Here is a 26,086-nt window from a genome sequence, read left to right on the forward strand (position 1 = left end):
CAATCCTTGTTAGCGTCGCAGCAGGTCAATCAGGCTTTGTGACATCTGCCGCGCCTGATCGAACATCGCCAGATTTGCTTCGTAACTGCGCCCGGCCTCGCGGGCATCGGCCATCTCGATCATGGTGGAGACGGTCGAGCCCAGGTAATAGCCGTCCTCATCCGCCAACGCGTGGCCGGGGTCATAAACGCGTGGCAGCTCGCCTCGGTCCAGCTTGACCGGTCCTGTGGCCACGGTTGTGACCCCGCGCGCGCGGTCAAGTTGGGCGATAAAATCGATGGTTTTGCGCCGGTAGCCGGGGGTGTCGGCATTGGCGATATTCTCTGCCACATGCCGCATCCGGCGCGATTGCGCATCCATGCCAGAGGCGGCAATGCTGAAGGTGGAAAACAGGTCTGCCATAGGCCCCCCTTCTATCGGCCAAGCGCCGCGCGCAGGATGCCCCGGGCAGAGCCATAGACAGCCAATGCCAGATCATGCGACTGCCGGGTTTCAGCGGCGCGCATCATCTCATGCTCTAACGAAACACTGTTGCCATTGGGGGCTTGGGCGCCGCCAATTTCGAACAGGCGTGGCGGGTCCATGTGGTGCAGGCGGCCTGCGCGCAGATTGTCCATAACCCCTGCCTGTTGCAGGTAGGTGCCGAAGGACGCCACGTCACGCGCGCGAAAGCCGGGCGTGTCAGCATTGGCCACGTTCTGCGAGATGACGACCTGACGCTGCGCGGCGTGGCGCGCCATGGCCTGTGACAGCCGCATGATGGTTGGTGTGTCTAACATGAGGGCTTCTCCCGTCATTGCGATACACAAAGCCTTAAGGCTGATTCGCTTAATGTTCGGTAAGCAAGACCGTGCCTATGCGCGTTTAAGTTGAATGAGGGAAGATGGATCGTATCGCAAAACTCCGCGCTGCCGTGGCCACGCTTCGCCCGGTGCGATTGTTCGGGCATGTGATTGAAAGCCACGGACAATGCGTTGTGCTGGACGGGTTGTCGCAAAATGCGCGCTTGGGCGACTGGATTGCGCTGCACCCGGCGCAAGGCGCGCCCATTCTTGCAGAGGTTGTGCGGCTGGAAAGCGACCGCCTTCACGCCTTTCCAAATGGTGACCCGGTCGGTCTGGCCTTGGGCGACAGTGCCGAATTGCTGGGGCCGCGCCAGCTTGCGCCCGACACAAGCTGGATCGGCCGCGTCATCGACCCGTTTGGCCAGCCGCTGGACGGGCGGCCATTGGCAATGGGCCCGCACCCGCGCACGGTCACTTCCGCACCGCCCAACCCCGCACGGCGCGGGCGTTTGGGCCAGCGTCTGGATACCGGCATGGCCGTTTTCAACACGTTCCTGCCCTTGGTTGCCGGGCAGCGCATTGGCCTATTCGCAGGCTCTGGCGTGGGCAAAACCATGCTTTTGGGCAATTTCGCGCGGCTGGTGCAGGCCGATGTGGTGGTTATCGGGCTGATCGGGGAACGGGGCCGCGAATTGCGCGAGTTTGTCGAAGACGTGCTGGGCGAAGATGGCTTGAAACGCGCGGTGATCGTGACCGCGACATCCGACCAGCCCGCGCTGACCCGCAAACGCTGCGCCGAGGCCGCGATGACCGTGGCAGAGCATTTCCGCGATCAGGGCAAGCATGTGCTGCTGCTGGCGGATAGCGTCACACGCATGGCCGAAGCCCACCGCGAGGTGGCGCTGGCCAGCGGTGAAAGCGCCTCTTTGCGCGGTTTTCCCCCGTCGCTGTCGCACCGCATCATGGCCTTGGCCGAACGTGCGGGGCCGGGGCAAGACGGGGTTGGCGCGATCACGGCGGTGTTCACCGTCTTGGTGGCTGGGTCCGATATGGAGGAACCGGTGGCCGACATATTGCGCGGGGTGCTGGACGGGCATGTGGTCATGGACCGCGCCATTGCCGAACGTGGCCGCTTTCCGGCGGTGGATGTGCTGCGCTCTGTCAGCCGGTCGCTGCCGCGCGCGGCCAGCCCAGAAGAAAACGCAAGGCTGGCAGAGGCGCGCCGCCTGCTGGGCGCCTATGACCGGTCCGAGATGATGATACAGGCGGGCCTGTATGAGCCCGGCACAGACCCGCTGCTGGATCGCGCCGTGGCGGTCTGGCCTGCGCTGGATGCCTTCATGGCAGAGATGGCACCGCATGGGGTGCGCGGGGCATTCGCCAAACTTGCCCAATGTCTGGACCCACCCGCCAAGCCCTAGATAAGGGGTTTTCCCGGTGGCGCGATAGGTCTAAACCCATGCGCGAACCTGCATCACAGAGGGCGACATGGCGCGTATCCTGATTACCTCGGCCTTGCCGTATATCAACGGCATCAAGCATCTGGGCAACCTGGTGGGCAGCCAACTGCCCGCAGACCTGTATGCCCGCTACATGCGCGGGCGCGGGCATGAGGTGATGTTCATCTGCGCCACCGACGAACACGGCACGCCCGCCGAACTGGCCGCCGCCAAAACCGGAGAGGCCGTGGCCGATTATTGCGCGCGTATGCATGATGTGCAGGCCGAACTGGCGCGCGGGTTTCGGCTGTCATTTGACCATTACGGACGCTCTTCCAGCCCGCAGAACCATGCGCTGACGCAACATCTGGCCGCCAAGCTGGGCGAAGCCGGGCTGATAGAGGAAGTGACCGAGAAACAGGTCTATTCCATCACCGACGCGCGTTTCCTGCCGGACCGCTATATCGAAGGCACCTGCCCCAATTGCGGCTATGACCGCGCGCGCGGCGACCAATGCGAAAACTGCACCAAGCAGCTGGACCCGACGGATCTGGTCAACCCCCGCTCGGCCATCTCCGGCGCGACCGATCTGGAAGTGCGCGAAACGAAACACCTGTTCTTGCGCCAATCCACGCTGCGCGACCGGCTGGACCAGTGGATCGACAGCCAACAGGGCTGGCCTATCCTGACGACCTCTATTGCCAAGAAATGGCTGCATGACGGCAATGGCTTGCAGGACCGCGGCATCACCCGCGATCTGGATTGGGGCGTGCCCGCGCAGTTTGACGGCGCACCGTGGCAGGGCATGGATGGCAAAGTGTTCTATGTCTGGTTCGATGCGCCCATCGAATATATCGCGGCCACCGCCGAATGGGCCGAAGCGCAGGGCTTGGATGACAGCGCTTGGCGGCGCTGGTGGCGCACGGATGAAGGCGCAGCGGACGTGCGCTATGTGCAGTTCATGGGCAAAGACAACGTGCCCTTCCACACCCTCAGCTTTCCCGCCACGCTGATGGGGTCGGGCGAGCCGTGGAAGATGGTCGATTACATCAAATCCTTCAATTACCTGAACTATGATGGCGGGCAGTTTTCGACATCTTTGGGGCGCGGCGTGTTCATGGATCAGGCTCTGTCCATCCTGCCCGCCGATTACTGGCGCTGGTGGTTGCTCAGCCATGCGCCCGAAAGCTCGGATTCGGAATTCACTTGGGAAAACTTCCAATCCTCGGTCAACAAGGATTTGGCCGATGTGCTGGGCAATCTGGCCAGCCGTGTGACCAAGTTCTGCCGTTCCAAATTCGGCGAAGTGGTGCCAGAGGGCGGCGCTTACGGCCCGCGCGAAGCGCAGTTGATCGCCGATCTGACCACCCGCCTGCGCGCCTATGAAACCCATATGGAAGCGATGGATATTCGCAAATCCGCCGCCGAATTGCGCGCGCTATGGGTGCTTGGCAATGAATACCTGCAAGATGCCGCCCCTTGGTCTATTTTCAAAACCGACCCGGATGCCGCGGCGGCGCAAATCCGTCTGGCGCTAAACCTGATCCGGGTTTACGCCATCACCTCGCGCCCGTTTATCCCCGATGCGGCGGCCAGCCTGATGGCGGCCATGGGCAGCGACGACTGGTCTTGGCCCGAAGATCTGGACGCGGCACTGGGCACCTTGCCCGCTGGCCATGCCTTTACCGTGCCCGATGTCTTGTTTGCCAAGATCACCGACGACCAGCGCGAAGACTGGGAAAGCCGGTTCGCAGGGGGGCGCTAGGGCGAAAATCCCCAGATGCAGGCCAAAACCGCGCGGAATCCGGTTGACACGCGCGGGCGGGCCAGTAGAAGGCAGGTTCAAGAATTTGCGGGCAAGGTGTGTAGCACCATCTGTCCGGTGCAGGAGAGAATGACATGGCGAAGCCAACCACCATCAAGATCCGTCTGAACTCGACCGCGGGGACCGGGCATTTCTACGTAACCAAGAAAAACGCCCGCACCATGACCGAGAAGATGACCGTGCGCAAATACGACCCCGTTCTGCGCAAGCATGTCGAATACAAGGAAGGCAAGATCAAGTAATCTTGCCGCCGCATTTTGGCAGTGTTGATGACCGCGCCCCCAAGGCGCGGTTTTTCAGTTTGCGGGGCTGGGGCGCGCCATTAGCGTAAGGACCGCAACGATCAAAGCGAAGGTCAGCGCCCCGTCCAGCAAGAAGGCCGCGCCAGAGTGAAGCTGCACAACCGCAGCCACGGCAAATGTCTGAAGTTGCAGCGCAACCGCCAGCGCCAATGCAAGGCCCGCCGCGATACCGGCTTGCGCCCGGTCCAACAGCTTGCCCCATTTGGCGCGCTTGCCCCCGGCGGCACGCGTCAGCCCAAAGCCCAGCCAAAGCAGCAGCCATAGCGAAACGGCATCAGCCGCAAAAATGGCATGCGGTGGCAGACCCCCTATGACAAGCGGCACGAACGGCAGCAGCGCCAAAAGGCTTAGCGCCGCCCCCTGCCCCCAGTAGCGCAGCGCCAGATTGGCTGTCAGCCGCGCGCGCGGACCAAAGAAGATTGCACGGTGCCACAGCAGGCCCATGACCGCCAAGGCCAGCCCCAAACTGCCGCGCAGCGCCAAATCAAGCGACCATGACGCGTCCACAGGCAGATCGGGCCAGACCTGCCCTGTGACCTGAACGCTGAGCCAAGCCTTGACTGCCATTGCCAATAGGAAGGGCGGCAGCAGCAACCGCTTTATCTGCTTGGGCTTGGCCGCAACAATGCGCCATGCCGCGCGAAGCTGTGTCACGCTTTGAGCCATTGAATTTCCCACAAAAAAGGGCCGGTCAACCGACCGGCCCTTATTGCCCGAAACGGGCGGTTTATTCTTGCTGGCCCATGAACATCAGCAGGAACTGGAACATGTTCAGGAAGCTGATATACAGCGACAGCGCACCGTCGATGGCGGCCTTGTCCAGCCATTCCTGATCGCCTGCCATGGCATGTTCGACATATTCGCTTTTGATCATCTGCGTGTGGAACGCGGTCAGACCGGCGAAAACCAGCACACCAATGGCCGAGATGGCGAACATCATGGCCGGGCTTTGCAGGAAGATGTTGACGATCATCGCCACGATCAACCCGATCACACCCATCATCAGGAAGGTGCCCATACCGGACAGGTCTTTTTTCGTGGTGTAGCCGAACAGGCTAAGCCCCGCAAAGGCAATCGCGGTCACGAAGAAGGTCTGCGCGATCGAGAAACTGGTGAAGACCAGGAAGATAGAGCTGAGCGACAAGCCAATCGCCGCCGCGAAAACGAAGAAGCCAAGCTGCACCCCTGCGGCAGAGGCCCGGCGCATCAGCGCGCCCCAGCCAAACAGGATGAAGGCCAGCGGGGCAAACATGATGACCCAGCGCAGCGGCGACATGTAAATCGCGCCGCCAAGGCTGTTCAGGTAGGTGCCATTGGGCAATTGCGCGACAGCCGCCGACGGATCGGCAGTGGTCGCCAGACCTGCAATGGCCCATGCGGCGGCACCTGTAATCAACATGCCCACGGACATCGTGCCGTAGACCTTGTTCATATGGGCGCGCAGCCCGGTATCGATCTGTTCAGCGCGAGCGCCGCTTACCTGCGCGCGCATCGTGTTGAAATCTGCCATTGAATCCTCCATAGGCGAAAACGGGCGGTGATAAGTCACCTCAGGATGAATATTTGCATGTCGGGTGCTGTTTTCAAGCAAAACCCGTATCGCAGGCACTGGAAATCGCGCAAATCGGTTACCGCTGTTCAAATTGTGATGACAATCTTGCCTGTTGACCCCCTATGGCGCAGCAGATCCAGCCCCTCAAGCGCGCGCTCCAGCGGCAAGATACTGCTAATATGGGGGCGCAATGCGCCGGTGTTATACCAGTCAAACAGGGTGGCGATAGACCCGGCCATGATCTGCGGTGCAAAGCGCAGATAGGCGCCCCAATACAGGCCGATCACGCTCAGGTTCTTGACCAGCAGTATATTGGCCGGAAAAGCAGGCGGCGTGCCCCCCGCGAAACCGATGGCCAGAAAGCGCCCCTCGGGCAGCAGCGCACGCATGGCCGGGGTGGCCAGCGGCTCGCCAATGGCGTCATAAATGACATGTGCGCCGCCAAGGGCTTTTAGTTCCGCGCGCAGGTCAAAGCCGGTCGCCCCGCTGTCCAGACATTCTGTTGCCCCGGCCTTGCGCGCCACGTCCAGCTTTGCCGCCCCGCGCGCCACGGCAACAACCCGTGCCCCCATCCGCGCGCCAATTTCAACCGCTGTCAAACCCACGCCCCCTGCCGCGCCCAGAACGACCAGCGTTTCGCCCGGCTGCAAATGGGCGCGATGCGCCAGCGCCAGATGCGATGTGCCATAGGCGACCAGAAACGCGGCAGCATCTGTGAACGGCATGGCGTCTGGCATCCTGACGCAGCTTGCAGCCTTGCACAAGGCGTAGTCGGCAAGCCCGCCCTGCCCCGCAAACGCTGCCACCCGGTCGCCCACATGCCACGCGGTCACATCTGGCCCGACCGCATCGACCGTGCCGGCGATTTCCATGCCAAGCGTATAGGGCGGCGTGACCTTTTCCTGATATTGCCCGCGCATCATCAGAAGATCGGCAAAGTTCAGGCCGCAAGCTGCCACGCTTAGGCGCACCTCACCCGGTCCGGGGTCGGGGGTCTGGATCTGCTCCAGCTTTGGATGTGATTCGTAATCCGTCAATCGAAAAGCGCGCATCTGTCACCCCGTGTCATCAGCGCCAGCCTGCCGCGTGACGAAACCGGGCGCAAGCGGCAATGCGTCACGCAGAAGTTGTGCAATCCGCAACTCTCTTTTAAGTTGTTTTGCATTTTGCAATGCAATTTGCACAAAGTTGGCGATCCCATCCGTGAGGGGCAATTTTTACACCTTTTCCAGAAAAATATCGCCACGTTGCAACTGCGAGTGGTGCAGCGCCGTATCGTCGCCACGGGCGCTAAAGACGCGACTGCTCGCCGTATGAGTGAACATGACAGCAGGAGGTAAACATGGCACATCCCGTAGATCAGCATGTCGGGCAGCAAATGCGGCACCGGCGCTGGATGATCGGCATGACACAGCAACAACTGGCCGACGCTGTGGGCATCCGGTTCCAGCAAATCCAGAAATATGAAACCGGGGCAAACCGTGTGTCTGCATCGCGCCTGTGGGATATTGCCGCAGCGATGGATGTCTCTGTCGGCTTTTTCTTTGAAGGGTTGAATACCGCCGAAGACGGCCCCAACGCCCCCGCCCTGGATGTTATGGGCAGCAAAGAAACGCTGGACCTGTTGCGCACCTATTACGCCATTCCCGAAGCGCAGCGGCGACGGTTGTTCGACCTTGCACGCTCGCTGGGCGACGCGGCCTGAACAGCTTGCATCCCGGCGCGGGACCGATAAAAAAGGCAGACCCTGCGATTTTAGGACATCTGCCATGCGCCGCGCCGACCTGACCGACAAGGACATCACCAGCCTGATCGCGCTGTGCAACAGGCTGGCTGATGTGGCCGGAACAGAAGCACTGCGGTATTTCCGCACCCGCGATTTGACCGCCGACAACAAGTTGGCTGACGGGTTTGACCCCGTCACGCAGGCGGATCGCGCAGCCGAAGCCGCCATGCGCAAGATCCTTGATGCAGAGCGCCCTGCCGATGCCGTTCTGGGCGAAGAACACGGCGCACGCCCCGGCACCAGCGGTCTGAAATGGGTGCTGGACCCGATTGACGGCACCCGCGCCTATATCAGCGGCACCGCAACATGGGGCGTGCTGATAGCGCTATGCGACGCGGAGGGGCCATTTCTTGGCGTGATCGACCAACCCTATACAGGCGAGCGGTTCGTGGGCGGGCTTGGGCAGGCCCATCTCAGCGGCCCGCGCGGCACCGCGCCCTTGCAGACCCGCGCCACGCATGAGTTGAGCGCTGCGATCCTGTTTTCGACCTTTCCCGAAATCGGCACCGAGGCCGAACGCGCGGCCTTTCAGGCCGTGTCGGCGGCCTGCAAACTGACCCGATACGGTATGGATTGCTACGCTTACGGGCTGCTTGCCGCCGGGCATATTGACCTTGTGATCGAAGCCGGACTGAACAGCTACGACATTTGCGCGCCAATAGCGGTTATCGAGGCCGCGGGCGGCATTGTGACCGATTGGCAGGGCGGCCCGGCCCATGCCGGGGGGCAGGTTCTGGCCGCCGCAAATGCCGATCTGCACGCCGCGGCATTGGCACGGCTGCAACAGAAGGCTTGACCTTCCAGCTTGTGGAAACCCTATCTGATGCTCTGACATAGATCAGAGGTGAGTCGTGAACACGCAAGCCGCGCCAAACGGGCGCTACACGGAACTGGGGTTCGAGGTTGAAAAGATCAGCTGCGCAGGCTGCGTTGGCCGGGCCGAAAAGGCTCTGGCCGCCGTTCCGGGCGTGGTTGCAGCGCGGGTGAATCTGGCCACGCACCGCGCAGAGGTCACGGCCCGCCCCGAAGCCGGGTTGACTGATCTGCAAACCGCGCTGCGCCGCGCCGGCTATCCGATGCGGGTTCACACGCTGGAATTCGACGTCGGCAATATGAGCTGCGGAAGTTGCATTGCGCGGGTTGAACAGGCGCTGGCCATGCAGCCGGGGGTTCTGCGCGCCAGTGCCAACCTGACCTCCGGGCGCGTGCAGGCCGATGTGCTGGACCCCGCCGCCAGCGCGGAATTGGCGCGCGCGCTGACATCTGCGGGCCACCCCGCCCAGCCTGTGGCCGACACCGCCACCCCTGACCCGACCGAACGCCAAGCGGTCGAAGCGCGCGCGCTTGCGCAGCGCTTCTGGCTGGCCTTGGTGCTGACCCTGCCGGTTTTCGTGGTGGAAATGGGCGGGCATCTGGTGCCGCCCTTCCATCATTGGCTGGTGCAGACTATTGGGCAAACCCCGCTTTGGCTGGGGCAATTTCTGCTGGCCACGGCGGTTCTGATCGGACCGGGGCGCGGGTTCTACACTGCGGGCCTGCCTGCGCTGATGCGTGCCGCTCCGGATATGAACAGCCTTGTCGCCATCGGCACGCTGGCCGCATGGGGCTATTCCACCGTCGCGCTGTTTGCCCCTGCGCTGCTGCCAGAGAGCGCGCAAGCGGTGTATTTCGAGGCCGCCGCCGTTATCGTCACGCTGATCTTGCTGGGCCGCTGGCTGGAAGCGCGGGCGCGCGGGCGCACCGGGGCCGCCATTGCCCGGCTGGTCGGGCTGCAACCGCGCCATGCGCGCAAGCTGGTCGACGGGCAGGAAACCAAGGTAACGCTGGACAATATCGCGCCCGGCGACACGCTGCGCCTGCGGCCGGGCGAGCGGCTGGCCGCCGATGGCACCTTGCTGTCCGATCACGCCCTGCTGGATGAAAGCATGATCACCGGCGAACCCTTGCCTGCCGCCAAGGACCACAGCGCAAAGCTGGTCGGCGGCACTGTGAACGCGGGCGACGCCTTTGACATGCGCGTAACGGTCACGGGCGGGCAAACCGTGCTGTCGCAGATCATTCGCATGGTAGAGCGCGCGCAAGGCGCGAAACTGCCGGTGCAGGCGCTGGTGGACAAGGTGACCTTGTATTTCGTGCCAACCGTGATGGCTGTCGCGGCGCTGACCGTTGCGGTCTGGCTGGCCTTTGGCGCGGGGCTGAATTTGGCGCTGGTGGCAGGCGTGTCGGTTCTGATTATCGCCTGCCCCTGCGCGATGGGGCTGGCCACGCCAACATCTGTCATGGTGGGCACGGGCCGCGCCGCGGAACTGGGCGTGCTGTTTCGCAAGGGCAGCGCGCTGCAAACGCTGGAACGAGTGCGCGTGGTGGCCTTTGACAAGACCGGCACGCTGACCGAAGGGCGGCCCAGCCTGTCGCGGATCATCACCACCGCTGACATGTCGCAAGATACGGCGCTTGCCTTGGCCACTGCGCTGGAGCGCGATTCGGACCACCCGATCGCCCTTAGTCTGCGCGAGGCCGCCGAGACCCGCAAACTGGATGTGCCGCAAACCGAGACGATCAAATCACTGACTGGGCTTGGGCTGCGCGGGCAGGTTGACGGGCAATCCGTGCTGCTGGGGGCCGCACGGCTGATGCAGGCCGAAAACATCGCCATAGACCGGCTGGCCGAAGCGGCAACAGACGCCGCGCAACAGGGGGAAACCCCGTTTTATCTTGCCGTGAATGGCGTTGCGGTGGCGCTGATCTGCGTGGCGGACCGGGTTCGACCGGGCGCCGCCGAAATGGTCGCTTCACTGCACCGCAAAGGTTTGAAAGTTGCGATGCTGTCGGGCGACGCGACCGCGACCGCACAGGCCGTGGCGCGCGCTCTGGGGATCGACCATGTCATGGCAGAGGTCATGCCCAAGGACAAACTGACCGCCCTGCAAGAGCTGCGCGCGGCGCATGGGCCGGTTGCTTTCGTCGGCGACGGGATCAACGACGCCCCCGCATTGGCAGAAGCCGATATCGGTCTGGCCATCGGCAGTGGCACCGATATCGCGGTCGAGGCCGCCGATATCGTGCTGGCCTCCAGCCAGCCGCGCGCGGTGCTGGGCGCGCTGGATGTGTCGGCGCAGACCATGCGCAATATCCGCCAGAACCTGTTTTGGGCCTTTGCCTATAATACCGCGCTGGTGCCGGTTGCCGCAGGCGCGCTTTACCCCGCCACAGGGCTGATGCTGTCACCCATGCTGGCGGCGGGGGCCATGGCGCTTAGTTCCGCCTTCGTGCTGTCGAATGCATTGCGCCTGCGGTATATCCGCATTCAGGGGGTCACATGAATATTTCCGATGCTGGCAAACGCTCTGGCCTGCCGCCCAAGACCATCCGCTTTTACGAGGAGATCGGGCTGATTACCCCCACGCGGCAGGCGAATGGCTATCGTGATTTCTCTGAGGAAGACCTGCACAAGCTGGCCTTCCTGCGCCGCGCGCGGGCCTTGGGGTTCACAACCGAAGAATGCCGCCAGTTGATGGGGCTTTACACCGACAAAAGCCGCGCCAGCGCGGATGTAAAATCGCTGGCGACGGCGCATTTGGCGCGGATCGACGCGCAATTGGCCGAATTGCAGGAAATGCGCCGGACATTGGCACATCTGGTATCGGCCTGCGCGGGCGACGCGCGGCCCGATTGCCCAATCCTGTCAGACCTTGCGCGCGAATGACCGCTTAGGCGGGAACCGGCTTGGCGGCTTGTTCCGGCTTTTTGGCGGCGCGCGGACGCCGGTGCAGCGGTGTCGGCTTGGGCGCGTCACGGCGCAGGCTTTCAGCCCCGGCGGCAACCTCTGCCGCCGTTTCGCGCGGCAAGGCATTTGCCATGTTGCACAGCATTTTCAGATACGCCTGATGCTGCGCCCGCAAGATCGTGGCCCAGAACATCGACCCTTTCAGCCAGAATGTCAGTGGATCGCTTGGCATTCATCCCTCCCGTCGTGATACGCGCGGCGGCGCGGTCCTCTACCCTCGTGACCTGACCCTAGCAGCCTTTCGCGCGAGATGTGTTGATCTTGCGCAGCCCAAGGCAGGTTTTCGCGTAATGTCGGCGCAAACATGGGCAGCAAAACAAGTATCGGCCTGTTTACCGCCCTGTCAAAGCCAAGGAAGCTCACATACGCTCACGAATGCGCAACTGCCCAGCGTTTTGGCATTGGCGCGGCATGGGCTTGCCTTGCGCCCGCGGAACGGCCATCTAACAGGCAGGCAGACCAGGAGCGCGCCATGCTGAAATTGATCCTGATCCTTTTGGGCGCGGTGGCGCTTGCAGGTGCGGTATGGGTGCGCATCGCCCCAAGCGACCCGGCGCGCTGGCATCTGGACCCGCGCCGCGAAGCCCGGCCCGCGACGCCGAATTTCCACCTGCTGCGCATGGGCGATGGCGATGCCCCCGCCCCGATTTTCGATCTGCCCCCACAACAACTGGCTGAAGCCTTCGACAAGATCGCCACTGACAGCGGTGCAACCCGGATCGCCGGGCGCGTTGCCGATGGGCATATGACCTACCTGACACGGTCGCGCCTGATGGGCTTTCCCGATTATACCACGGTGCTGATCGAACCGGCGGGCGCCGGGTCCATGTTGACCGGCTTTGCCCGGGCGCGGTTCGGCCATTCCGACATGGGCGCCAACCGCGAACGACTGGAGCGCTGGATCGCCGCGCTGGCCCCATAGGCCAAGCGCTCAGGCCTTCATCTGTTCGGGTGGAATTTCGGTGGTGAACTTGATTTCTTCCATCGACAACAGCGCGGTAACATTGAAAATACTGACATCCGCGATCAGCGATTGGTAAAATCGGTCATAAGCGCGCGCATTGGCGACCTTCACCTTCAGGATATAGTCGATATCACCCGCCAGCCGGTGCGCTTCCATCACCTCGGGCCGGGCGCGCACGGCATCCAAAAACGCGGCTTGCCACGCGGCTTCGTGCGAGGCGGTGCGCACCAGCACGAAGAAACAAGCTTCCAGCCCCAGCGCATATTCATCCAGCAACACGGTATAATGCCGGATAACCCCCGCCGCGCGCAGTTTGCGGATTCGGTTCCAAACCGGCGTCTTGCTGGACCCGGTCTTGCGTGCAATCTCGTCCAGCGACTGGCTGGCATCGCGTTGCAACTCCGCCAAGATGCGGCGGTCCAGATCGTCCAGATCTCCGGACATGGCCCTCTCCTTCGGTAATTCGCTAGAAAAATATTCCACCTTGCCCGGAATGAAAAGGGCAATATGGAACATTTTTCCAGCCACTTGCGCGCAGCCGTTCTTATCGTGCGCCAAAGCCTTGATCTTGACCTGTATCAAGGCTTAGTCACGCGCAAACGCCGTATCACCGCCACAAGTTTGACCGCACCCCAAGAGAGTTGCCGCCATGACCGACCAGACCCCCGTTGCCAAGGCAACCCCTACCCTGCCCGATGCGCAAACCGTCACCTCGGTCACGCATTATACCGACCGGCTGTTCGCGTTTCGCTGCACCCGTCCGCAAAGCCTGCGGTTCCGCTCGGGCGAATTCGTGATGATCGGGCTTCTGGGCGACAATGGCAAACCGCTGCTGCGCGCCTATTCCATCGCCTCGCCCTCATGGGACGAAGAGTTGGAATTCTACTCCATCAAGGTGCCTGATGGTCCGCTGACCTCGCGGCTGCAACATATTCAGCCGGGCGATCCGATCATACTGCGCCCCAAACCTGTCGGCACGCTGGTCATCGACGCGCTGTTGCCCGGAAAGCGGCTGTGGATGCTGGCCACGGGTACGGGCATCGCGCCCTTTGCCTCGCTCTTGCGCGATCCCGAAACATGGGAAAAATTCGAGCAGGTCATCGTCATGCATACCTGCCGCGAGGCGGCAGAGCTAACCTATGGCCGCACCCTTGTTGAGGCCCTGCCCAATGATCCGCTGATTGGCGAGCTGGTCGCGGACAAGCTGCTTTACTACCCCACCACCACGCGCGAGCCGAGCGCGCAGATGGGCCGCATTACCGACAATATGGCCTCTGGCAAAGTCTTTGCCGATCTGGGCATCCCGCCGCTGGACCCAAGCATTGACCGCGCCATGGTCTGCGGCTCTCTGGCCTTCAATCTGGATATCAAGAAGGTGCTTGAAGCTGCGGGCCTGTCCGAAGGTGCCAATAGCGCGCCTGCGGAATATGTCGTCGAAAAGGCGTTCGTGGACTAGAGCACGTCGCGCAAAAGTGGTTCCCGGTTTTGCGCAAAATGACGTGCGACCATAAAAGGTTAGAGTGGGGCGCGTGAATGCGAATGAGCGCGACGCGCTCTAATACGCGCCAGACTTCATACTGGCCGGGTCGCTTGCGCCAACTCGCCCAATTCATCCTTGCAAAAATATCCCGGGGGAGTCGCGCGTGAACCGCGCGACGGGGGCAGCGCCCCCATGGGACACCGGCCATGACACCGGCCATGACATGGAGGCATGGCCGGTGCGGTCAGGTGCGGAACCTGTTTTGGGGCCGGAACCCCGTATCGACCGCCTCACGCGGGTCACGCACCCAGACCGTCCGGTTCGGGTGCAGCCCCGCACCGCGCACTGCCGGAACGGCCATGTGCCGCGCGCGCTGCAACAATCGGCTTTCGGCGGCGGGCAGGCTTGGATGAAAGCCGCCGTTATCGGCCACGGCCTTGTTCCAAGCGGCCTTGCGCGCCGCCGCAACCGCCGGATCGTTCAGCGGCGTGCAATTGATCTCGTTGGTGTTCAGATCCACAAGGATCTCGTCGCCATCCTCAACCAGCGCGATCGGCCCGCCAAGCGCGGCTTCGGGCCCGACATGGCCTATGACCAAGCCGATCGACCCGCCGGAAAAGCGCGCATCAGTCATCAGCGCCACAACGATCCCGCGTTCGCGGCATAGCGCCGTGATGCGGGCGGTGGGGTCCAGCATCTCCGGCATGCCCGGCGCGCCGCTTGGTCCTTCATACCGCACGATGATCATGTCGTTATCTTCAAAGGCCTCTGGCGTCTGGTCGAGCATGTCCAAAAGCGCCTGCTGCCCGTCAAACACGCGCGCTTTGCCCTTGAACAGGTTGTTTTCCAGCCCGCCTTCGACCCCGGCCAGTTTCAGAATGGCCGAGAATTCGGGCGATAGGTTCCCGCCCAGCATTCGCAGGCCACCGGTCGGTTTGTAGGGGGCGGCGACCGGGTAGATCACCTCGCCATCCGCAGGCTTGGCCCCAAGGCGCGAGACCTGCTCTGCCAATGTCTCGCCCGTGCAGGTCAGCGCATCGCCATTCAGCAAACCGGCATCCAGCAATTCGCGCACGATCACCTGCACACCGCCGACATTGTCGATATCCACCATGGAATAGGTGCCATAGGGGCGTGCATTCGTCACGACAGGGACAACATGCTGCGAAAGATGGTTGAACTCTTCGGGCGTGATGATGTCCTTCCAGTAATCGGCAAACCCTGCCGCGCGCGCAATCTCTGGCGCGTGCAGCAGCGCGTTTGTCGACCCGCCAATGGCCATGGCCACAATGGTCGCATTGCGTAGGGAATCGCGCCCGACAATATCGCGGGGCTTCAGCCCGGTTTCGATCATCCGGGCCAGCAGGGTCACCAGCTCTTGCGGGAATTCGGTCAGGCGGCGCGGGTCATCCGATGGGGGGGCAACCATGTGCAGCGGTTGCATGCCCAGCACGCCGATAAAGGTCTGCATGGTGTTATAGGTGAACATGCCCCCGCAACTGCCAAAGCCCGGGCAGGCATGGCAGGCAATATGGTGGCGATACTCCGGGTCCGGATGCCCGGCAACCTGAAAGGCGCTGACGATGTCCAGCTTTTCGCCCGTCTTGGGGTCGGTGCCGGGGCGGATTGGACCATCCGACATGATGATGGCGGGCAGATTATGTTCCAGCATGGCGGCAAGCGTGCCGACCGGGGGTTTGTCACAAGCCACCACTGCAATGGTGCCCGCCAGACCGGTCGCGCTTAGATGTTCGCACAGCGCATCCTGCGTCACCTCGCGCCCAATCAGCGAATAGCGCATCTCTGGCGTGCCGTTGCGCATACCGTCAGAGGTTGCGATGGTGAATTCCGGTTGCACCAGTCGAAAGCGGAATTGGCCGGGGCCGGTCCCGATCCGCGCTTTCAGGGCTTGATGGATAGCCTCGACCTTTTCGGCAACGCCAAGATAGCACTGGCTGTCACCTTTCGTGCCAACCACACCCACTGACGGGTCATGAATCAACTCTGGGTCCGTGCCAAGCGCGCGGGCAAGCCCGATGGTTTGGGTGGAACGGCCGGGGTGGCGGTCAATCAGAACTGCTTTTCGATCGGTCAATGTGAACTCTTTCGGATTGCGGTGGCACACAGCACGCGATGCCAGAAGGCCCGTTGCCAGCCGAACCTAGCCAGTCGAAATGCATCTGGCCAGTGCCACTGTGGCGTTTTGCACAGCCGTGGCTGCAAAATCACCAGCCCGATGTGGCATAGGCCCGCCAAGAGCGTGCCGGCTTGAGCCATCCCGAGTGTGCCGAATGACAAAACGAATACCTAGCGTAGATGACCAGACCTTGTGCAGATCAAAAACTGCCAAACCCCAGACCCAGCGCAATGATTAGGATGCAGGCGATCGTGGGCACCAGCACCGCCACCACAAAGATATCCCCATAGGCCTGCTTATGGGTCATGCCGCAGATCCCCAGAAGTGTGATGACTGCGCCATTGTGCGGCAGCGTATCTAGGCCGCCGGTTGCAACGGCGACAACGCGGTGCAGCAGCGCCGGATCCACCCCCTGAACCGATGCCTGCGCCATTAGCGACGGACCCAACACGTCCAGCGCGATCGACATGCCCCCCGAGGCAGACCCGGTAATGCCCGCCAAAGCGCTTGATGACACCGCTGCCGAGATCAGGACATTTCCGCCCGACAGCGCGTCCAGACTTTCCCGCAACACCTCGAAACCCGGCAAAGATGCGATCACCGCGCCAAAGCCCACAAGGCTGGCGGTATTGAACAAAGGCAGCAAGGCAGATTCCGCGCCGGTGTTCAGCACCTGCATCATCCCGGACGGACGAGAGAGGATAAGCGCCAAGGCCAGCGCGACGCCAAGCGCCGTGACCACCGACCACAGCCCCCGGACCCGCGACAGTTCGGTCATGCCATATGCCGGATCGGCCAGATATCCGGTGTCCAAGGCGGGCAGCACGACATTGCCCATCAGCAATGTGACCACCCCAACCGAAAGGATCGGCACCAGTGCCACCCATAGCGGAAGGGACGGCGCATCTGGTGCGGTGTCGGGCGCATCGGGTGGCGCGTCATCGGCAAGTGTCCGCACGCGGAATTGCAGCCAGACCAGCCCAAGGGCCAGCATCAAGCCGCCCGCGATCAACCCCAGCCCCGGGGCTGCAAAGGCTGTCGTGCCAAAGCTAGCCATCGGGATCGCATTCTGAATTGATGGTGTGCCGGGCAAGGCCGTCATGGTAAAGGTAAATGCGCCCAAAGCGATAGCCGCCGGGATCAACCGCGCCGGCAGTCCGGTCTGCGCGAATAAGGCGCGCGCCAACGGCCATGCGGCAAAGGCCACCACGAAAAGCGACACCCCGCCATAGGTCAGCAAGGCGCAACTCAGCACCACCGCGACGATGGCGTTTTGCGGTCCCAGCCTTATCACAATAGCAGTGGCCAGACGCGCGGCCGCGCCGGACGCTTCCATCACCTTGCCAAACAGCGCGCCCAGCAAAAACAGCGGAAAGAAGGCCACGACAAAGTCGCCCGCCGCCTGCATAAAGACCTGCGTATACCCGGCAAGAACCGGCATTCCCGACGCCAGCGCGGCTAGCATGGCCAGAACCGGCGCAAGCACCAGAACGGACATGCCGCGCCACGCACCTGCAATCAAGATCGCCAAGGCGAGAAGGATCAGGAAAATGCTCATCAGGTCGCTCCTGCTGCGCCGCAGCATATACCAACAGCTCGGCATATGCGAGAGGGCTGTGAGAACCGCGTGCCGCCGTGGCTGCAATATTTATTGCCACGGTGCTAGACCCGTGCCGCTCGCCCGTCGGTGGATCAGGCCGCGCCAAACGGCACCCGCAGCAAAGGTCGCAAGGCGCCACACCCCGGTCATGCACACGCGGCGCGGGAATTTTGCAAATGGGCGAAGGGCTTGTCTAAGAAGATGGCAGTTTCACGCTGCCACGGCACAAAGTGGGGTCTGGAAGCTGATGACACGGACTGAACCGGGATAGGCCGCGCCCATTCGGGGCATATCATCTGGCAGCGATCCCGCGATTAAACCGGCATAAACACCAATGCAAGCGTTGCACATGAGATGGTTTTTTTGGGGTTCTGAAATATGGTCGGAGTGAGAGGATTCGAACCTCCGGCCCCTGCCTCCCGAAGACAGTGCTCTACCAGGCTGAGCTACACTCCGACCGTGCCGCGGCGTATACGACCGCGCGCCCGGCTTGGCAAGGGGGCAGCGCGCAAGAAGTTCTTTTCAAGGCAGGGGAATTTGCCTATGGCTCGGGGCCATGACAAAACCCAGTTCCCTCCCGCTTATCACCACGACCGACGCGCTTGCCGCCTTTTGTGCGCAAGCAGCAGAGGCGCCCTATGTCACCATAGACACCGAATTCCTGCGCGAGCGCACCTATTACGCCAAGCTTTGCGTGTTGCAGATGGCGCTGCCGGGCCCCGATGGTCCGACCACAGGTCCGGCCGTGCTGGTGGACACCTTGGCAGAGGGGCTGGACCTTGCGCCCTTCTATGCGCTCTTGCGGGATGAACGTGTCGTCAAGGTGTTGCACGCCGCACGGCAAGATCTGGAAATCTTCTGCATTGAGGGCGACACGCTGCCACGACCGCTGTTTGACACGCAGGTGGCCGCAATGGTCTGCGGCTTCGGCGATCAGGTCGGCTACGAGACCCTTGCTCGCAAGCTGGCCCGCGCGAATATCGACAAATCCTCGCGCTTCACCGATTGGTCGCGCCGCCCGCTATCGGATGCGCAGGCGACCTACGCGCTGGCCGATGTGACGCATTTGCGGGTGATCTATGAAAAGCTGGAGGCCATGTTGCAAGAAACCGCGCGCGCGCCATGGCTGGACGAGGAAATCGCCACGCTGATGGACCCCGAAACCTATATCATCCGCCCGGAAGATGCTTGGAAACGGGTCAAGACCCGCAACGATTCGGGCAAGTTTCTGGCCATCCTGCGCGAGTTGGCGGCCTTTCGCGAAAGCTATGCCCAAACCCGGAACATTCCGCGCGGTCGCGTGTTCAAGGATGACGCGCTGTTGGAACTGGCCGCGCTAAAGCCCCGCAACGCCGACGACCTTGGCCGCACCCGGCTTTTGCTGCGCGAGGCGCGGCGCGGCGACATTGCCGATGGCATTCTGGCCGCCGTTGCGCGCGGGCTGGATTGCCCTCCGGAAAACCACCCCAAACCGGGCAAGACGCGCGATAATCTTCAGGTCAACCCGGCGCTGGCGGATTTGCTGCGCGTGCTTTTGAAGGCGAAATCCGACAATGAAGGGGTGGCGGCCAAATTGATCGCCTCTAGCACCGATCTGGACGAGATCGCGGCGGGGCTGCGCGATGCGCCTGCGCTGCGCGGCTGGCGCGCCGATGTGTTCGGAAAGGATGCGTTGCGCCTGTGTTCGGGCGAAATCGCACTCGCGCTCAAGGGCGAGCAGGTCGAAGTCATCGCGCTATAGCCTGCGCCCGGCGTGCGCCGACGCGGTTAGCGGCGCACGCTCAGCGCGTTTTGTGCGCCGCGCACCACGATCCGCTGCACGCCAGCAAGCTCTGCATTCGACAGCTTCACCCCGGCGCTGACGCTGCGCGACGGTTCTGGCCCCGTGCCCGTCTGCGTGCGCGGCCCGGCCAACACGAATTCGAAAATCAGCGCGCCTTCGACCGGGCGCGTGTCATTGACCGGGCGCAGTTCGACATCCCACCAGCCTTGGGTTTCGGTCACGCCGCTGGCGCGGATGATCGCGCCTTCGGGCGTGCGCAGGGCTTCCAATTCGCGCACAACCGGAACAAGTGCGCGGCGGTCAATCTCTGTTGCCCACCCGCCAGCGGGCGCAATGGTTTCTTCTGAATCGCTGCCAAACCACGTCATCGGGTTCAGGCGCGACCAGCCGCCAGACCCGCAGGCCCCAAGCGCAAGCACAAGGACAAGAGCGGCAAGTGCGGGCTTTTGCATCGAAACGGTCCTTATCTGGCACGGCGTTGCTTCGGGTTAGCGCATATGTGCCCGGTTGAAAAGTGTTCTCGCAGGCTGGACCTTGTTGCGGGGGCGCTTTACCTGTGTGTCAATCGTGCAAAAGGGGAAGACCATGGCCAGCCCGGCATTCGAAGATATTGTCGAAACGTTCGAATTTCTGGACGGATGGGAAGACCGCTACCGCCATGTGATCGAGATGGGCCGCGCCCTGCCCGCGATGGACCCGGCGCTGAAAACCCCGGCCACCAAGGTTGATGGTTGCGCAAGCCAAGTCTGGATTCAGCCGCTGATCGACGGCACGGGTGCCGAGGCCAGGTTCGATTTCGCAGGCGAAAGCGACGCAATGATCGTGCAGGGCCTGATCGCGGTGCTGCACGCGCTTTATGCCGGGCAGAAACTGGGTGATGTGGCCGCAATTGACGCGCCCGCCGAACTGGCGCGGCTGGGGCTGGACCAGCATCTTTCGTCGCAACGCTCGAACGGGTTGCGCGCGATGGTCGCACGGATTCGCAGCAAAGCCGCAGAGGCCGCCGCGTGAGCGCCGACCCTTGGCTTCTGGCGCAGATGATCGGGCTTTTGCTGGTCATCGGTGCTTTTGCGGGGATTGTCGCAGGGCTGCTGGGCGTGGGCGGAGGCATCGTTCTGGTGCCTGCGTTTTTCTACCTGTTCACGGCCTTGGGCTATGGCAGCGCGCAGCTGATGCAGGTCTGCCTTGCCACGTCCTTGGCCACGATCATCGTCACCTCTGCCCGGTCGGTGCAAAGCCATCACCGCAAGGGCGCGGTGGATTGGGCCATCCTGCGCGGTTGGGCGGTGTGGATCGGTTTTGGCGCGGTGCTGGGGGTGTTGGTGGCCTCTGGCCTGCGCTCTGTGGTGTTACAGGGCATTTTCGGCGTGCTGGGGGTGTTGATCGGCCTCTATTTCGGGTTTGGCCGCAACAGTTGGCAATTGGGCACGGTCATGCCGTCAGGGCTGAAAAAGGCGGTGCTCGCACCGCTGATCGGGTTCTTGTCGGTGCTGATGGGCATTGGCGGCGGGTCGTTCGGCGTGCCGCTGATGACCTTGCACGGCGTGGCCATTCACCGCGCGGTCGCCACGGCGGCGGGGTTTGGGATAATCATCGCAGCGCCTTCGGTTCTGGTCTTTTTGCTGGTGCCGATTGTCGATGCGCCGCCTTTCACCATCGGCGCGGTCAACCTGCCCGCCTTCGCACTGGTCGTGGCAATGACCCTGATCACCGCGCCCATGGGCGCCAAGCTGGCCCATGCAATGGACCCGAAACCGCTAAAGCGCGTGTTCGCGGTGTTCATCATGGTCATGGCGCTGAACATGCTGCGCAAGGCGCTGGGGTTTTAACGTCGGTCGCGGTGACGGACCTACCCGTCCAGCGCCTTGCCCAGCCTTGGCAGTTTGGCACGTTTCAGCATGGCGCGCAGCGGGCGCGGCTGGCCAGAGATCGCGGCCGATCGCGCCTGCACATCTGCCACGACCATCTCGACCATGGCGCTGTCGGCCAGCCACAGGTCCATCAGCAGATCATCGGGCGCGCGCGCGCGCAGCCCTTCCATCTGCCGGGTGGGGAAATCGCGCAGGTTCAGCGTGATCACGCTGTCGGCCCCGCCCAGAAGTGCTGCTGCCAGAACGTGACAATCCGCCGGATCGGGCAAATAGAGCCGCGCTTCAAGCACCGGATCGGCGGGGATCTCGGCATCGGGCCAGCGCGCGCGCAACAGCGCAATCTCGCCCGAGGCAATCGCTGCGCCAGCCGGTCCCAGCCGCGCGGCAGCATGTTGCCATTCACCCAAGATTCGCGCCGACCAAAGGGGCACGAATGCCCCCTGCCCGGCCACCCCGATCAGGATTTCCCGCAAGATGGTCGGGAACAGCACGCAGGCATCCAGAACCAGCCGCATCAATCCAGCCGGAAGAACACGGCTTTCAGATAGCCGCTTTCGGCCAGTTGCGGCAGTTGCGGATGGTCCGGCCCTGCAAAGCCGGTATGCAGCATCACCCCGCGCCGCCCGGCGCGGCCTATACCGCGCGCGCTGGCATTGCGAAAGCTGGCAAGGTCAGCCGCGTGCGAGCACGAACACAAGCCCAGATAGCCGCCCGGTGCCACAAGCGCTGCCGCGCCGCGCGCCACGCGCTCATAGGCGCGCAGGCCCGCGTCCAGCGCGGGTTTATTGGGCGCGAACGCGGGCGGATCGCAGATAACGGCATCGAAGCGGCGGCCCTCATCGGCCAGCTTTTGCAGCGCGTCGAAGGCGTCGGCTTGCAGCGTGTTGAACCGGTCGGCCATGCCGCTGGCCTTGGCCCCGGCTTCGGCCAGCGCCAGGGCGGGGGCGGAACTGTCCACCGCCAAGGCATCTGTCGCGCCTGCCGCCAGCGCGGCCAGCGAAAAGCCGCCCACATGTGCAAACACATCCAGCACAGAGCCGCCCTTGGCCAATGTCGCGGCAAACGCATGGTTCGGGCGCTGGTCGAAAAACAGGCCGGTTTTCTGCCCGCCCAGCACATCGGCCATATAGGTGGCCCCGTTCATCGGCACCGGCACCGGCCCATCGACCGCGCCGCGCGCGATTTCCGTTACCTCTGGCAGCCCTTCCAGCGCCCGCGCGCGGCCAGACCCGTTGCGGATAATGCTGCGCACGCCCGTCACCTCTGCCAGCGCATCGGCGATCAGGTCGAATTGCACCTCTGCCCAAGCGGCATTGGGCTGGATCACGGCCACATCGCCGAAGCGGTCAATGACCACGCCGGGCAGCCCATCGGCTTCGGCATGGACAAGGCGGTAATGCGGGGTGTCGTAAAGTGCCGCGCGCAGGGTCAGTGCATGGGCAATCTTCGCAGCGATCCATGGCTGGTCGATCTGCGCCTCTGGATTGCGGTCCATCATCCGCCCAATGATCTTGGACGCGGGGTTGACCGTGACCAGCCCAAGGGCGCGCCCGTCATTTTCTTCCAGCCGCACGAAACTTCCGGGCGCGATGGCGCGGGTACGGCGGTCCAGAACTACCTCGTTGGCGAACACCCACGGAAAACCATGACGGACGGCACGGGCTTCGGCCTTGGGCAACAGGCGGAGGATGGGCATGGGCAGCACTTTCTCTGGCAGATCAAGCGCAGCCCATAGCCGCTTTAGGCCACGGACGAAAGGGGGCGCGCGGCCCCCCAAAAGCTTAACCGGCGTTCCATTGCCCCCCTTTCAATGGGCGCGCCACTCGTCTAGGCTTTGCACATGTTTACCATCGAGCATGATTTCGACGCGACCATCATCACCCTGATCGACGAGGGCGGCCCTGCCCTGCGCGAGGATATTACCATCCGCGCCGCCGATGACCGGGTGAGCGTGGTGCAGTTCGACCCGGACAGCCAGACCGAAGTGGTCGTCACGCTGTCGCTGTCGCAGCTGCGCGATCTGGCCGCAGCACTTGACCTGCCCGAGGGAAGCTATCGGCTGGTGCGCAAAGCGCAATAAGCGCGGCCACGGCCTTCCAACAGACCTGCCTGTGTCACGGGCAAGAAAGGATATCCGATGCTGACCAATGACCAGCTGAACCAGTGGGACCGCGACCATTTCCTGCACGCCTCGACGCATTTCGCGCAACATGCGCGCGGGGAAAGCGCCACGCGGATCGTGACCAAGGCGGACGGCGTGCATATCGAGGACCGCGACGGCAACCGCTTTCTGGACGCCTTCGCAGGCCTCTATTGCGTGAATGTCGGCTATGGGCGCACCGAAATTGCCGAGGCCATCGCCAAACAGGCGCATGAACTGGCCTATTACCATTCCTATGTCGGCCATGGCACCGAGGCGTCGATCACGCTGGCGCATATGGTGGCCGAACGTGCGCCTGCGCATATGAATCGGGTCTATTTTGGCCTGTCCGGGTCGGACGCGAATGAGACCAATGTCAAACTGGTCTGGTATTACTGGAACGTGAAGGGCCGCCCGGAAAAGCGCAAGATCATCTCGCGCTGGCGCGGCTATCATGGGTCGGGGCTGATTACCGGCTCGCTGACCGGGCTGACGCCGTTTCATGCCAAGTTCGGCCTGCCCATGGCCGAAGTCGTGCATACCGAAGCACCCTATTATTTCCGCCGCCCGCGCCGCGACATGACAGAAGCCGAATTCACCGCCCATTGCGCGGCAGAGTTGGAGGCGCTGATAGACCGCGAGGGCGCAGACACTATCGGCGCCTTTATCGGAGAGCCGATCTTGGGCACCGGCGGTATTGTCCCACCGCCCGCGGGCTATTGGGAGGCGATCCAGCCAATTCTGAAAAAGCACGACATTCTGCTGATTACCGACGAGGTGGTCACGGGCTTTGGCCGTCTGGGCACGATGATGGGGTCCACCCATTACGGCATCACGCCCGACATCATCACCATTGCCAAGGGGCTGACCTCTGCCTATGCGCCGCTGTCGGGCAGCATTGTCAGTGATGACATGTTCACGGTGCTGGAGGAAGGCACCGACAAATTCGGCCCCTTCGGCCATGGCTGGACCTATTCGGCGCATCCGATCGGGGCCGCCGCTGGCGTGGCCAACCTGAAGCTGGTGGATGATCTGGGTCTGGTGCAAAATTCGCGCGACACGGGCGCCTATTTCCAGACCGCGCTGAAAGCGCGGCTGGGCAGCCACCGTTTTGTGGGCGATGTGCGCGGCGAAGGGCTGATGGCAGCCGTGGAATTGCAGCGCGACCCCGGCGCGGGCACCGATTTTGATGCAGGTGACAAGATTACCGCGCAGGTTGTCGGGGCCATGGCCAAGCGCGGTGTCATCGCCCGCGCCATGCCGCAAGGCGAGATCATCGGCTTTGCACCGCCCTTGTGCATTACACCCGCAGAGGTCGATGTGATCGCCGATGCAACGCTTCACGCGCTGGAAGATGTGACCGGCCAGCTTTAACCACCCTGCCCCGGCGCGCCCATCGCGCCGGGGTTTTTCTTGTCTCGCGCCACAGGAATATCGCGCCCATGACCACCACCAACCCGAATTTTACCGATGCCGAATACGAAGCCCGCATCGCCCGCACCCGCGCTGAAATGGAAATCCGCGGGCTGGACCTGCTGATTATCTCGGACCCGTCGAACATGAACTGGATCACCGGCTATGACGGCTGGACCTTTTATGTTCATCAGGCCGTGCTTTTGCCAATCGAGGGCGAACCCGTCTGGTGGGGCCGCGGCATTGACGGGCCGGGGGCCGCGCGCACCGTGTTCATGCGCAGCCCCGACAGCGTGGTGCCCTATGATGACACCTATGTCCAGAACCCCCAGAAACACGCGATGGAATCGCTGGCGGCGCTGATCGTGGATCGCGGCTGGAACACCGGCTGGATCGGGGTGGAGATGGACAATTACTACTATTCTGCCGCCGCCCATCAGACCTTGGTCAACCATCTGCACGAAGCGCGGTTCGAGGATGCGACCGGGCTGGTGAACTGGCAACGGCTGGTCAAATCCGAATCGGAATTGCTGTATATGCGCCGCGCCGCGCGCATCGTGGAACGCATGCACCGCGTCATTCTGGAGGTGGCCGAACCGGGCATGGCCAAGAACAAGCTGGTGGCCGAAATCACCAAGTCCGGGATCGAAGGCGCGGATGGGCAATGGGGGGATTACCCCGCCATCGTGCCCATGGCACCCTCTGGGCTGGACGCAACGGCGGCGCACCTGACATGGGATGACCGGCCGATGCGCGCGGGCGAGGCGACGTTTTTCGAGATCGCGGGCGTGCACCGCCGCTATCATTGCCCGCAATCGCGCACGTTGTTCTTCGGCACGGTGCCGGATCTGTATCGTCATGCCGAGGAAGCGGTGCTGGAAGCGACCGAGGCGGGTCTGGCGCAATGCTACCCCGGCGCGCGGGCCGAAGATGTGGCCAATGCCTTCAACGCCGCGCTGAACAAGCGCGGGTTTGAAAAGGACAATCGCTGCGGTTATTCCATCGGGCTAAGCTACCCGCCGGATTGGGGTGAGCGCACGTTGTCGCTGCGCCGCGGGGACATGACCGAATTGAAACCCGGCATGGTGATGCATTTCATGCCCGCGCTTTGGCTGGAAGATGGCGGACTGGAGATTACCGAACCGGTGCTTATTACAGAACACGGGCCAGAACCCTTGTGCACCACCCCGCGCGAGATATTCGTGAAATAAGGGAAGCGCCC

Annotated in this window: 27 protein-coding genes and 1 tRNA gene; 15 read left to right on the plus strand and 13 right to left on the minus strand. The window is 62.9% G+C overall.

Translation table 11 applies throughout. The annotated features are described in order from the left end of the window. Positions 1 to 9: 9 nt before the first annotated feature. Entirely contained in the window at positions 10 to 402 is a 393-nt protein-coding gene (flgC, locus tag AWT76_RS09255; RefSeq protein ID WP_072246099.1) for a flagellar basal body rod protein FlgC, read from the minus strand. 11 nt (positions 403 to 413) lie between these two features. After that, entirely contained in the window at positions 414 to 779 is a 366-nt protein-coding gene (locus tag AWT76_RS09260; protein WP_072246100.1) for a FlgB family protein, read from the minus strand. 104 nt (positions 780 to 883) lie between these two features. Between AWT76_RS09260 and AWT76_RS09265 the strand changes: the two genes are divergently transcribed. The 3 genes from AWT76_RS09265 to rpmG all read left to right on the plus strand — a co-directional run bounded on the left by AWT76_RS09265 (position 884) and on the right by rpmG (position 4,291). Next, complete coding sequence (locus tag AWT76_RS09265; RefSeq protein ID WP_072246101.1) at positions 884 to 2,206, plus strand: FliI/YscN family ATPase; 1,323 nt, start codon at positions 884 to 886, stop codon at positions 2,204 to 2,206. Positions 2,207 to 2,273: 67 nt separating this feature from the next. After that, positions 2,274 to 3,989: a methionine--tRNA ligase gene (metG, locus tag AWT76_RS09270; RefSeq protein WP_072246102.1), complete on the plus strand. Its 1,716-nt coding sequence runs from the start codon at positions 2,274 to 2,276 to the stop codon at positions 3,987 to 3,989. Between the two features lie 134 nt (positions 3,990 to 4,123). Beyond that, entirely contained in the window at positions 4,124 to 4,291 is a 168-nt protein-coding gene (gene rpmG / locus AWT76_RS09275) for a 50S ribosomal protein L33 (protein WP_072246103.1), read from the plus strand. 54 nt (positions 4,292 to 4,345) lie between these two features. On the opposite strand, the gene AWT76_RS09280 is transcribed toward rpmG, so the two are convergent. From AWT76_RS09280 to AWT76_RS09290, 3 genes are all read right to left on the minus strand, one after another. Then, on the minus strand, positions 4,346 to 5,005 hold the full coding sequence (locus tag AWT76_RS09280; protein WP_141655921.1) for a hypothetical protein: 660 nt from the start codon (positions 5,003 to 5,005) through the stop codon (positions 4,346 to 4,348). 73 nt (positions 5,006 to 5,078) lie between these two features. After that, a complete protein-coding gene (locus AWT76_RS09285) occupies positions 5,079 to 5,861 on the minus strand; it encodes a Bax inhibitor-1/YccA family protein (RefSeq protein WP_072246105.1) in 783 nt (260 codons plus the stop codon). 128 nt (positions 5,862 to 5,989) lie between these two features. After that, positions 5,990 to 6,955: an NADPH:quinone oxidoreductase family protein gene (locus tag AWT76_RS09290; RefSeq protein ID WP_072246106.1), complete on the minus strand. Its 966-nt coding sequence runs from the start codon at positions 6,953 to 6,955 to the stop codon at positions 5,990 to 5,992. 290 nt (positions 6,956 to 7,245) lie between these two features. Between AWT76_RS09290 and AWT76_RS09295 the strand changes: the two genes are divergently transcribed. From AWT76_RS09295 to cueR, 4 genes are all read left to right on the plus strand, one after another. Continuing rightward, positions 7,246 to 7,608: a helix-turn-helix domain-containing protein gene (locus AWT76_RS09295; protein ID WP_072246107.1), complete on the plus strand. Its 363-nt coding sequence runs from the start codon at positions 7,246 to 7,248 to the stop codon at positions 7,606 to 7,608. Between the two features lie 64 nt (positions 7,609 to 7,672). Further along, on the plus strand, positions 7,673 to 8,485 hold the full coding sequence (hisN, locus tag AWT76_RS09300; protein ID WP_141655922.1) for a histidinol-phosphatase: 813 nt from the start codon (positions 7,673 to 7,675) through the stop codon (positions 8,483 to 8,485). A 55-nt stretch (positions 8,486 to 8,540) separates the two neighbouring features. Further along, positions 8,541 to 11,012, plus strand: coding sequence for a heavy metal translocating P-type ATPase (locus tag AWT76_RS09305; RefSeq protein ID WP_072246108.1), 2,472 nt, complete (start codon positions 8,541 to 8,543; stop codon positions 11,010 to 11,012). Next, a complete protein-coding gene (cueR, locus tag AWT76_RS09310; protein ID WP_072246109.1) occupies positions 11,009 to 11,395 on the plus strand; it encodes a Cu(I)-responsive transcriptional regulator in 387 nt (128 codons plus the stop codon). The genes AWT76_RS09305 and cueR overlap by 4 nt, the downstream gene beginning before the upstream one ends. 4 nt (positions 11,396 to 11,399) lie before the next feature. Here cueR and AWT76_RS09315 read toward each other — a convergent pair whose 3' ends face one another. Beyond that, positions 11,400 to 11,648 (minus strand): hypothetical protein, encoded by a 249-nt coding sequence (locus AWT76_RS09315; RefSeq protein ID WP_072246110.1) that lies wholly within the window; start codon positions 11,646 to 11,648, stop codon positions 11,400 to 11,402. Positions 11,649 to 11,948: 300 nt separating this feature from the next. On the opposite strand from AWT76_RS09315, the gene AWT76_RS09320 reads away from it, so the two are divergent. Beyond that, positions 11,949 to 12,398: a DUF1499 domain-containing protein gene (locus tag AWT76_RS09320; protein WP_072246111.1), complete on the plus strand. Its 450-nt coding sequence runs from the start codon at positions 11,949 to 11,951 to the stop codon at positions 12,396 to 12,398. 9 nt (positions 12,399 to 12,407) lie between these two features. Here AWT76_RS09320 and AWT76_RS09325 read toward each other — a convergent pair whose 3' ends face one another. Next, positions 12,408 to 12,884, minus strand: a complete 477-nt coding sequence (locus AWT76_RS09325) for an Lrp/AsnC family transcriptional regulator (protein ID WP_072247615.1) — start codon at positions 12,882 to 12,884, stop codon at positions 12,408 to 12,410. 205 nt (positions 12,885 to 13,089) lie between these two features. Here AWT76_RS09325 and AWT76_RS09330 point away from each other — a divergent pair, with 205 nt between their 5' ends. Continuing rightward, the gene (locus AWT76_RS09330; protein WP_072246112.1) at positions 13,090 to 13,896 is read left to right on the plus strand and encodes a ferredoxin--NADP reductase; all 807 of its coding nucleotides are present in this window, start codon (positions 13,090 to 13,092) and stop codon (positions 13,894 to 13,896) included. A 268-nt stretch (positions 13,897 to 14,164) separates the two neighbouring features. Here the strand turns inward: AWT76_RS09330 and AWT76_RS09335 are convergent, their stop codons facing one another. The 3 genes from AWT76_RS09335 to AWT76_RS09345 all read right to left on the minus strand — a co-directional run bounded on the left by AWT76_RS09335 (position 14,165) and on the right by AWT76_RS09345 (position 18,113). Beyond that, positions 14,165 to 16,015, minus strand: coding sequence for a dihydroxy-acid dehydratase domain-containing protein (locus AWT76_RS09335; RefSeq protein ID WP_072246113.1), 1,851 nt, complete (start codon positions 16,013 to 16,015; stop codon positions 14,165 to 14,167). Between the two features lie 241 nt (positions 16,016 to 16,256). Beyond that, positions 16,257 to 17,615 carry a GntP family permease gene (locus AWT76_RS09340; RefSeq protein ID WP_176699375.1) on the minus strand — a complete coding sequence of 453 codons (1,359 nt, stop codon included), beginning with the start codon at positions 17,613 to 17,615 and terminating at the stop codon, positions 16,257 to 16,259. A gap of 421 nt (positions 17,616 to 18,036) precedes the next feature. Then, positions 18,037 to 18,113: transfer RNA gene (locus tag AWT76_RS09345), tRNA-Pro, on the minus strand. Between the two features lie 100 nt (positions 18,114 to 18,213). Here AWT76_RS09345 and rnd point away from each other — a divergent pair. Then, positions 18,214 to 19,398, plus strand: a complete 1,185-nt coding sequence (rnd, locus tag AWT76_RS09350) for a ribonuclease D (protein WP_072246114.1) — start codon at positions 18,214 to 18,216, stop codon at positions 19,396 to 19,398. Between the two features lie 26 nt (positions 19,399 to 19,424). Here the strand turns inward: rnd and AWT76_RS09355 are convergent, their stop codons facing one another. Continuing rightward, the gene (locus AWT76_RS09355) at positions 19,425 to 19,892 is read right to left on the minus strand and encodes a hypothetical protein (protein ID WP_072246115.1); all 468 of its coding nucleotides are present in this window, start codon (positions 19,890 to 19,892) and stop codon (positions 19,425 to 19,427) included. A gap of 133 nt (positions 19,893 to 20,025) precedes the next feature. On the opposite strand from AWT76_RS09355, the gene AWT76_RS09360 reads away from it, so the two are divergent. Together AWT76_RS09360 and AWT76_RS09365 are read left to right on the plus strand one after the other, a co-directional pair. Further along, positions 20,026 to 20,451, plus strand: coding sequence for a SufE family protein (locus AWT76_RS09360; RefSeq protein WP_072246116.1), 426 nt, complete (start codon positions 20,026 to 20,028; stop codon positions 20,449 to 20,451). A 26-nt stretch (positions 20,452 to 20,477) separates the two neighbouring features. Further along, on the plus strand, positions 20,478 to 21,269 hold the full coding sequence (locus tag AWT76_RS09365; protein WP_072247617.1) for a sulfite exporter TauE/SafE family protein: 792 nt from the start codon (positions 20,478 to 20,480) through the stop codon (positions 21,267 to 21,269). Positions 21,270 to 21,289: 20 nt separating this feature from the next. Here the strand turns inward: AWT76_RS09365 and AWT76_RS09370 are convergent, their stop codons facing one another. Together AWT76_RS09370 and AWT76_RS09375 are read right to left on the minus strand one after the other, a co-directional pair. Then, positions 21,290 to 21,826: an RSP_2648 family PIN domain-containing protein gene (locus tag AWT76_RS09370; protein ID WP_072246117.1), complete on the minus strand. Its 537-nt coding sequence runs from the start codon at positions 21,824 to 21,826 to the stop codon at positions 21,290 to 21,292. Beyond that, positions 21,826 to 23,013: an RSP_2647 family RNA methyltransferase gene (locus AWT76_RS09375; RefSeq protein ID WP_176699424.1), complete on the minus strand. Its 1,188-nt coding sequence runs from the start codon at positions 23,011 to 23,013 to the stop codon at positions 21,826 to 21,828. The genes AWT76_RS09370 and AWT76_RS09375 overlap by 1 nt, the downstream gene beginning before the upstream one ends. A gap of 138 nt (positions 23,014 to 23,151) precedes the next feature. Here AWT76_RS09375 and AWT76_RS09380 point away from each other — a divergent pair, with 138 nt between their 5' ends. From AWT76_RS09380 to AWT76_RS09390, 3 genes are all read left to right on the plus strand, one after another. After that, the gene (locus AWT76_RS09380; protein WP_072246119.1) at positions 23,152 to 23,391 is read left to right on the plus strand and encodes a hypothetical protein; all 240 of its coding nucleotides are present in this window, start codon (positions 23,152 to 23,154) and stop codon (positions 23,389 to 23,391) included. 57 nt (positions 23,392 to 23,448) lie between these two features. Further along, on the plus strand, positions 23,449 to 24,825 hold the full coding sequence (locus AWT76_RS09385; RefSeq protein ID WP_072246120.1) for an aminotransferase: 1,377 nt from the start codon (positions 23,449 to 23,451) through the stop codon (positions 24,823 to 24,825). Between the two features lie 68 nt (positions 24,826 to 24,893). Continuing rightward, entirely contained in the window at positions 24,894 to 26,075 is a 1,182-nt protein-coding gene (locus AWT76_RS09390) for a M24 family metallopeptidase (protein ID WP_072246121.1), read from the plus strand. The last annotated feature ends 11 nt before the right edge of the window (positions 26,076 to 26,086 follow it).

The organism is Roseibaca calidilacus, from assembly GCF_001517585.1.
Taxonomy (GTDB): domain Bacteria; phylum Pseudomonadota; class Alphaproteobacteria; order Rhodobacterales; family Rhodobacteraceae; genus Roseinatronobacter; species Roseinatronobacter calidilacus.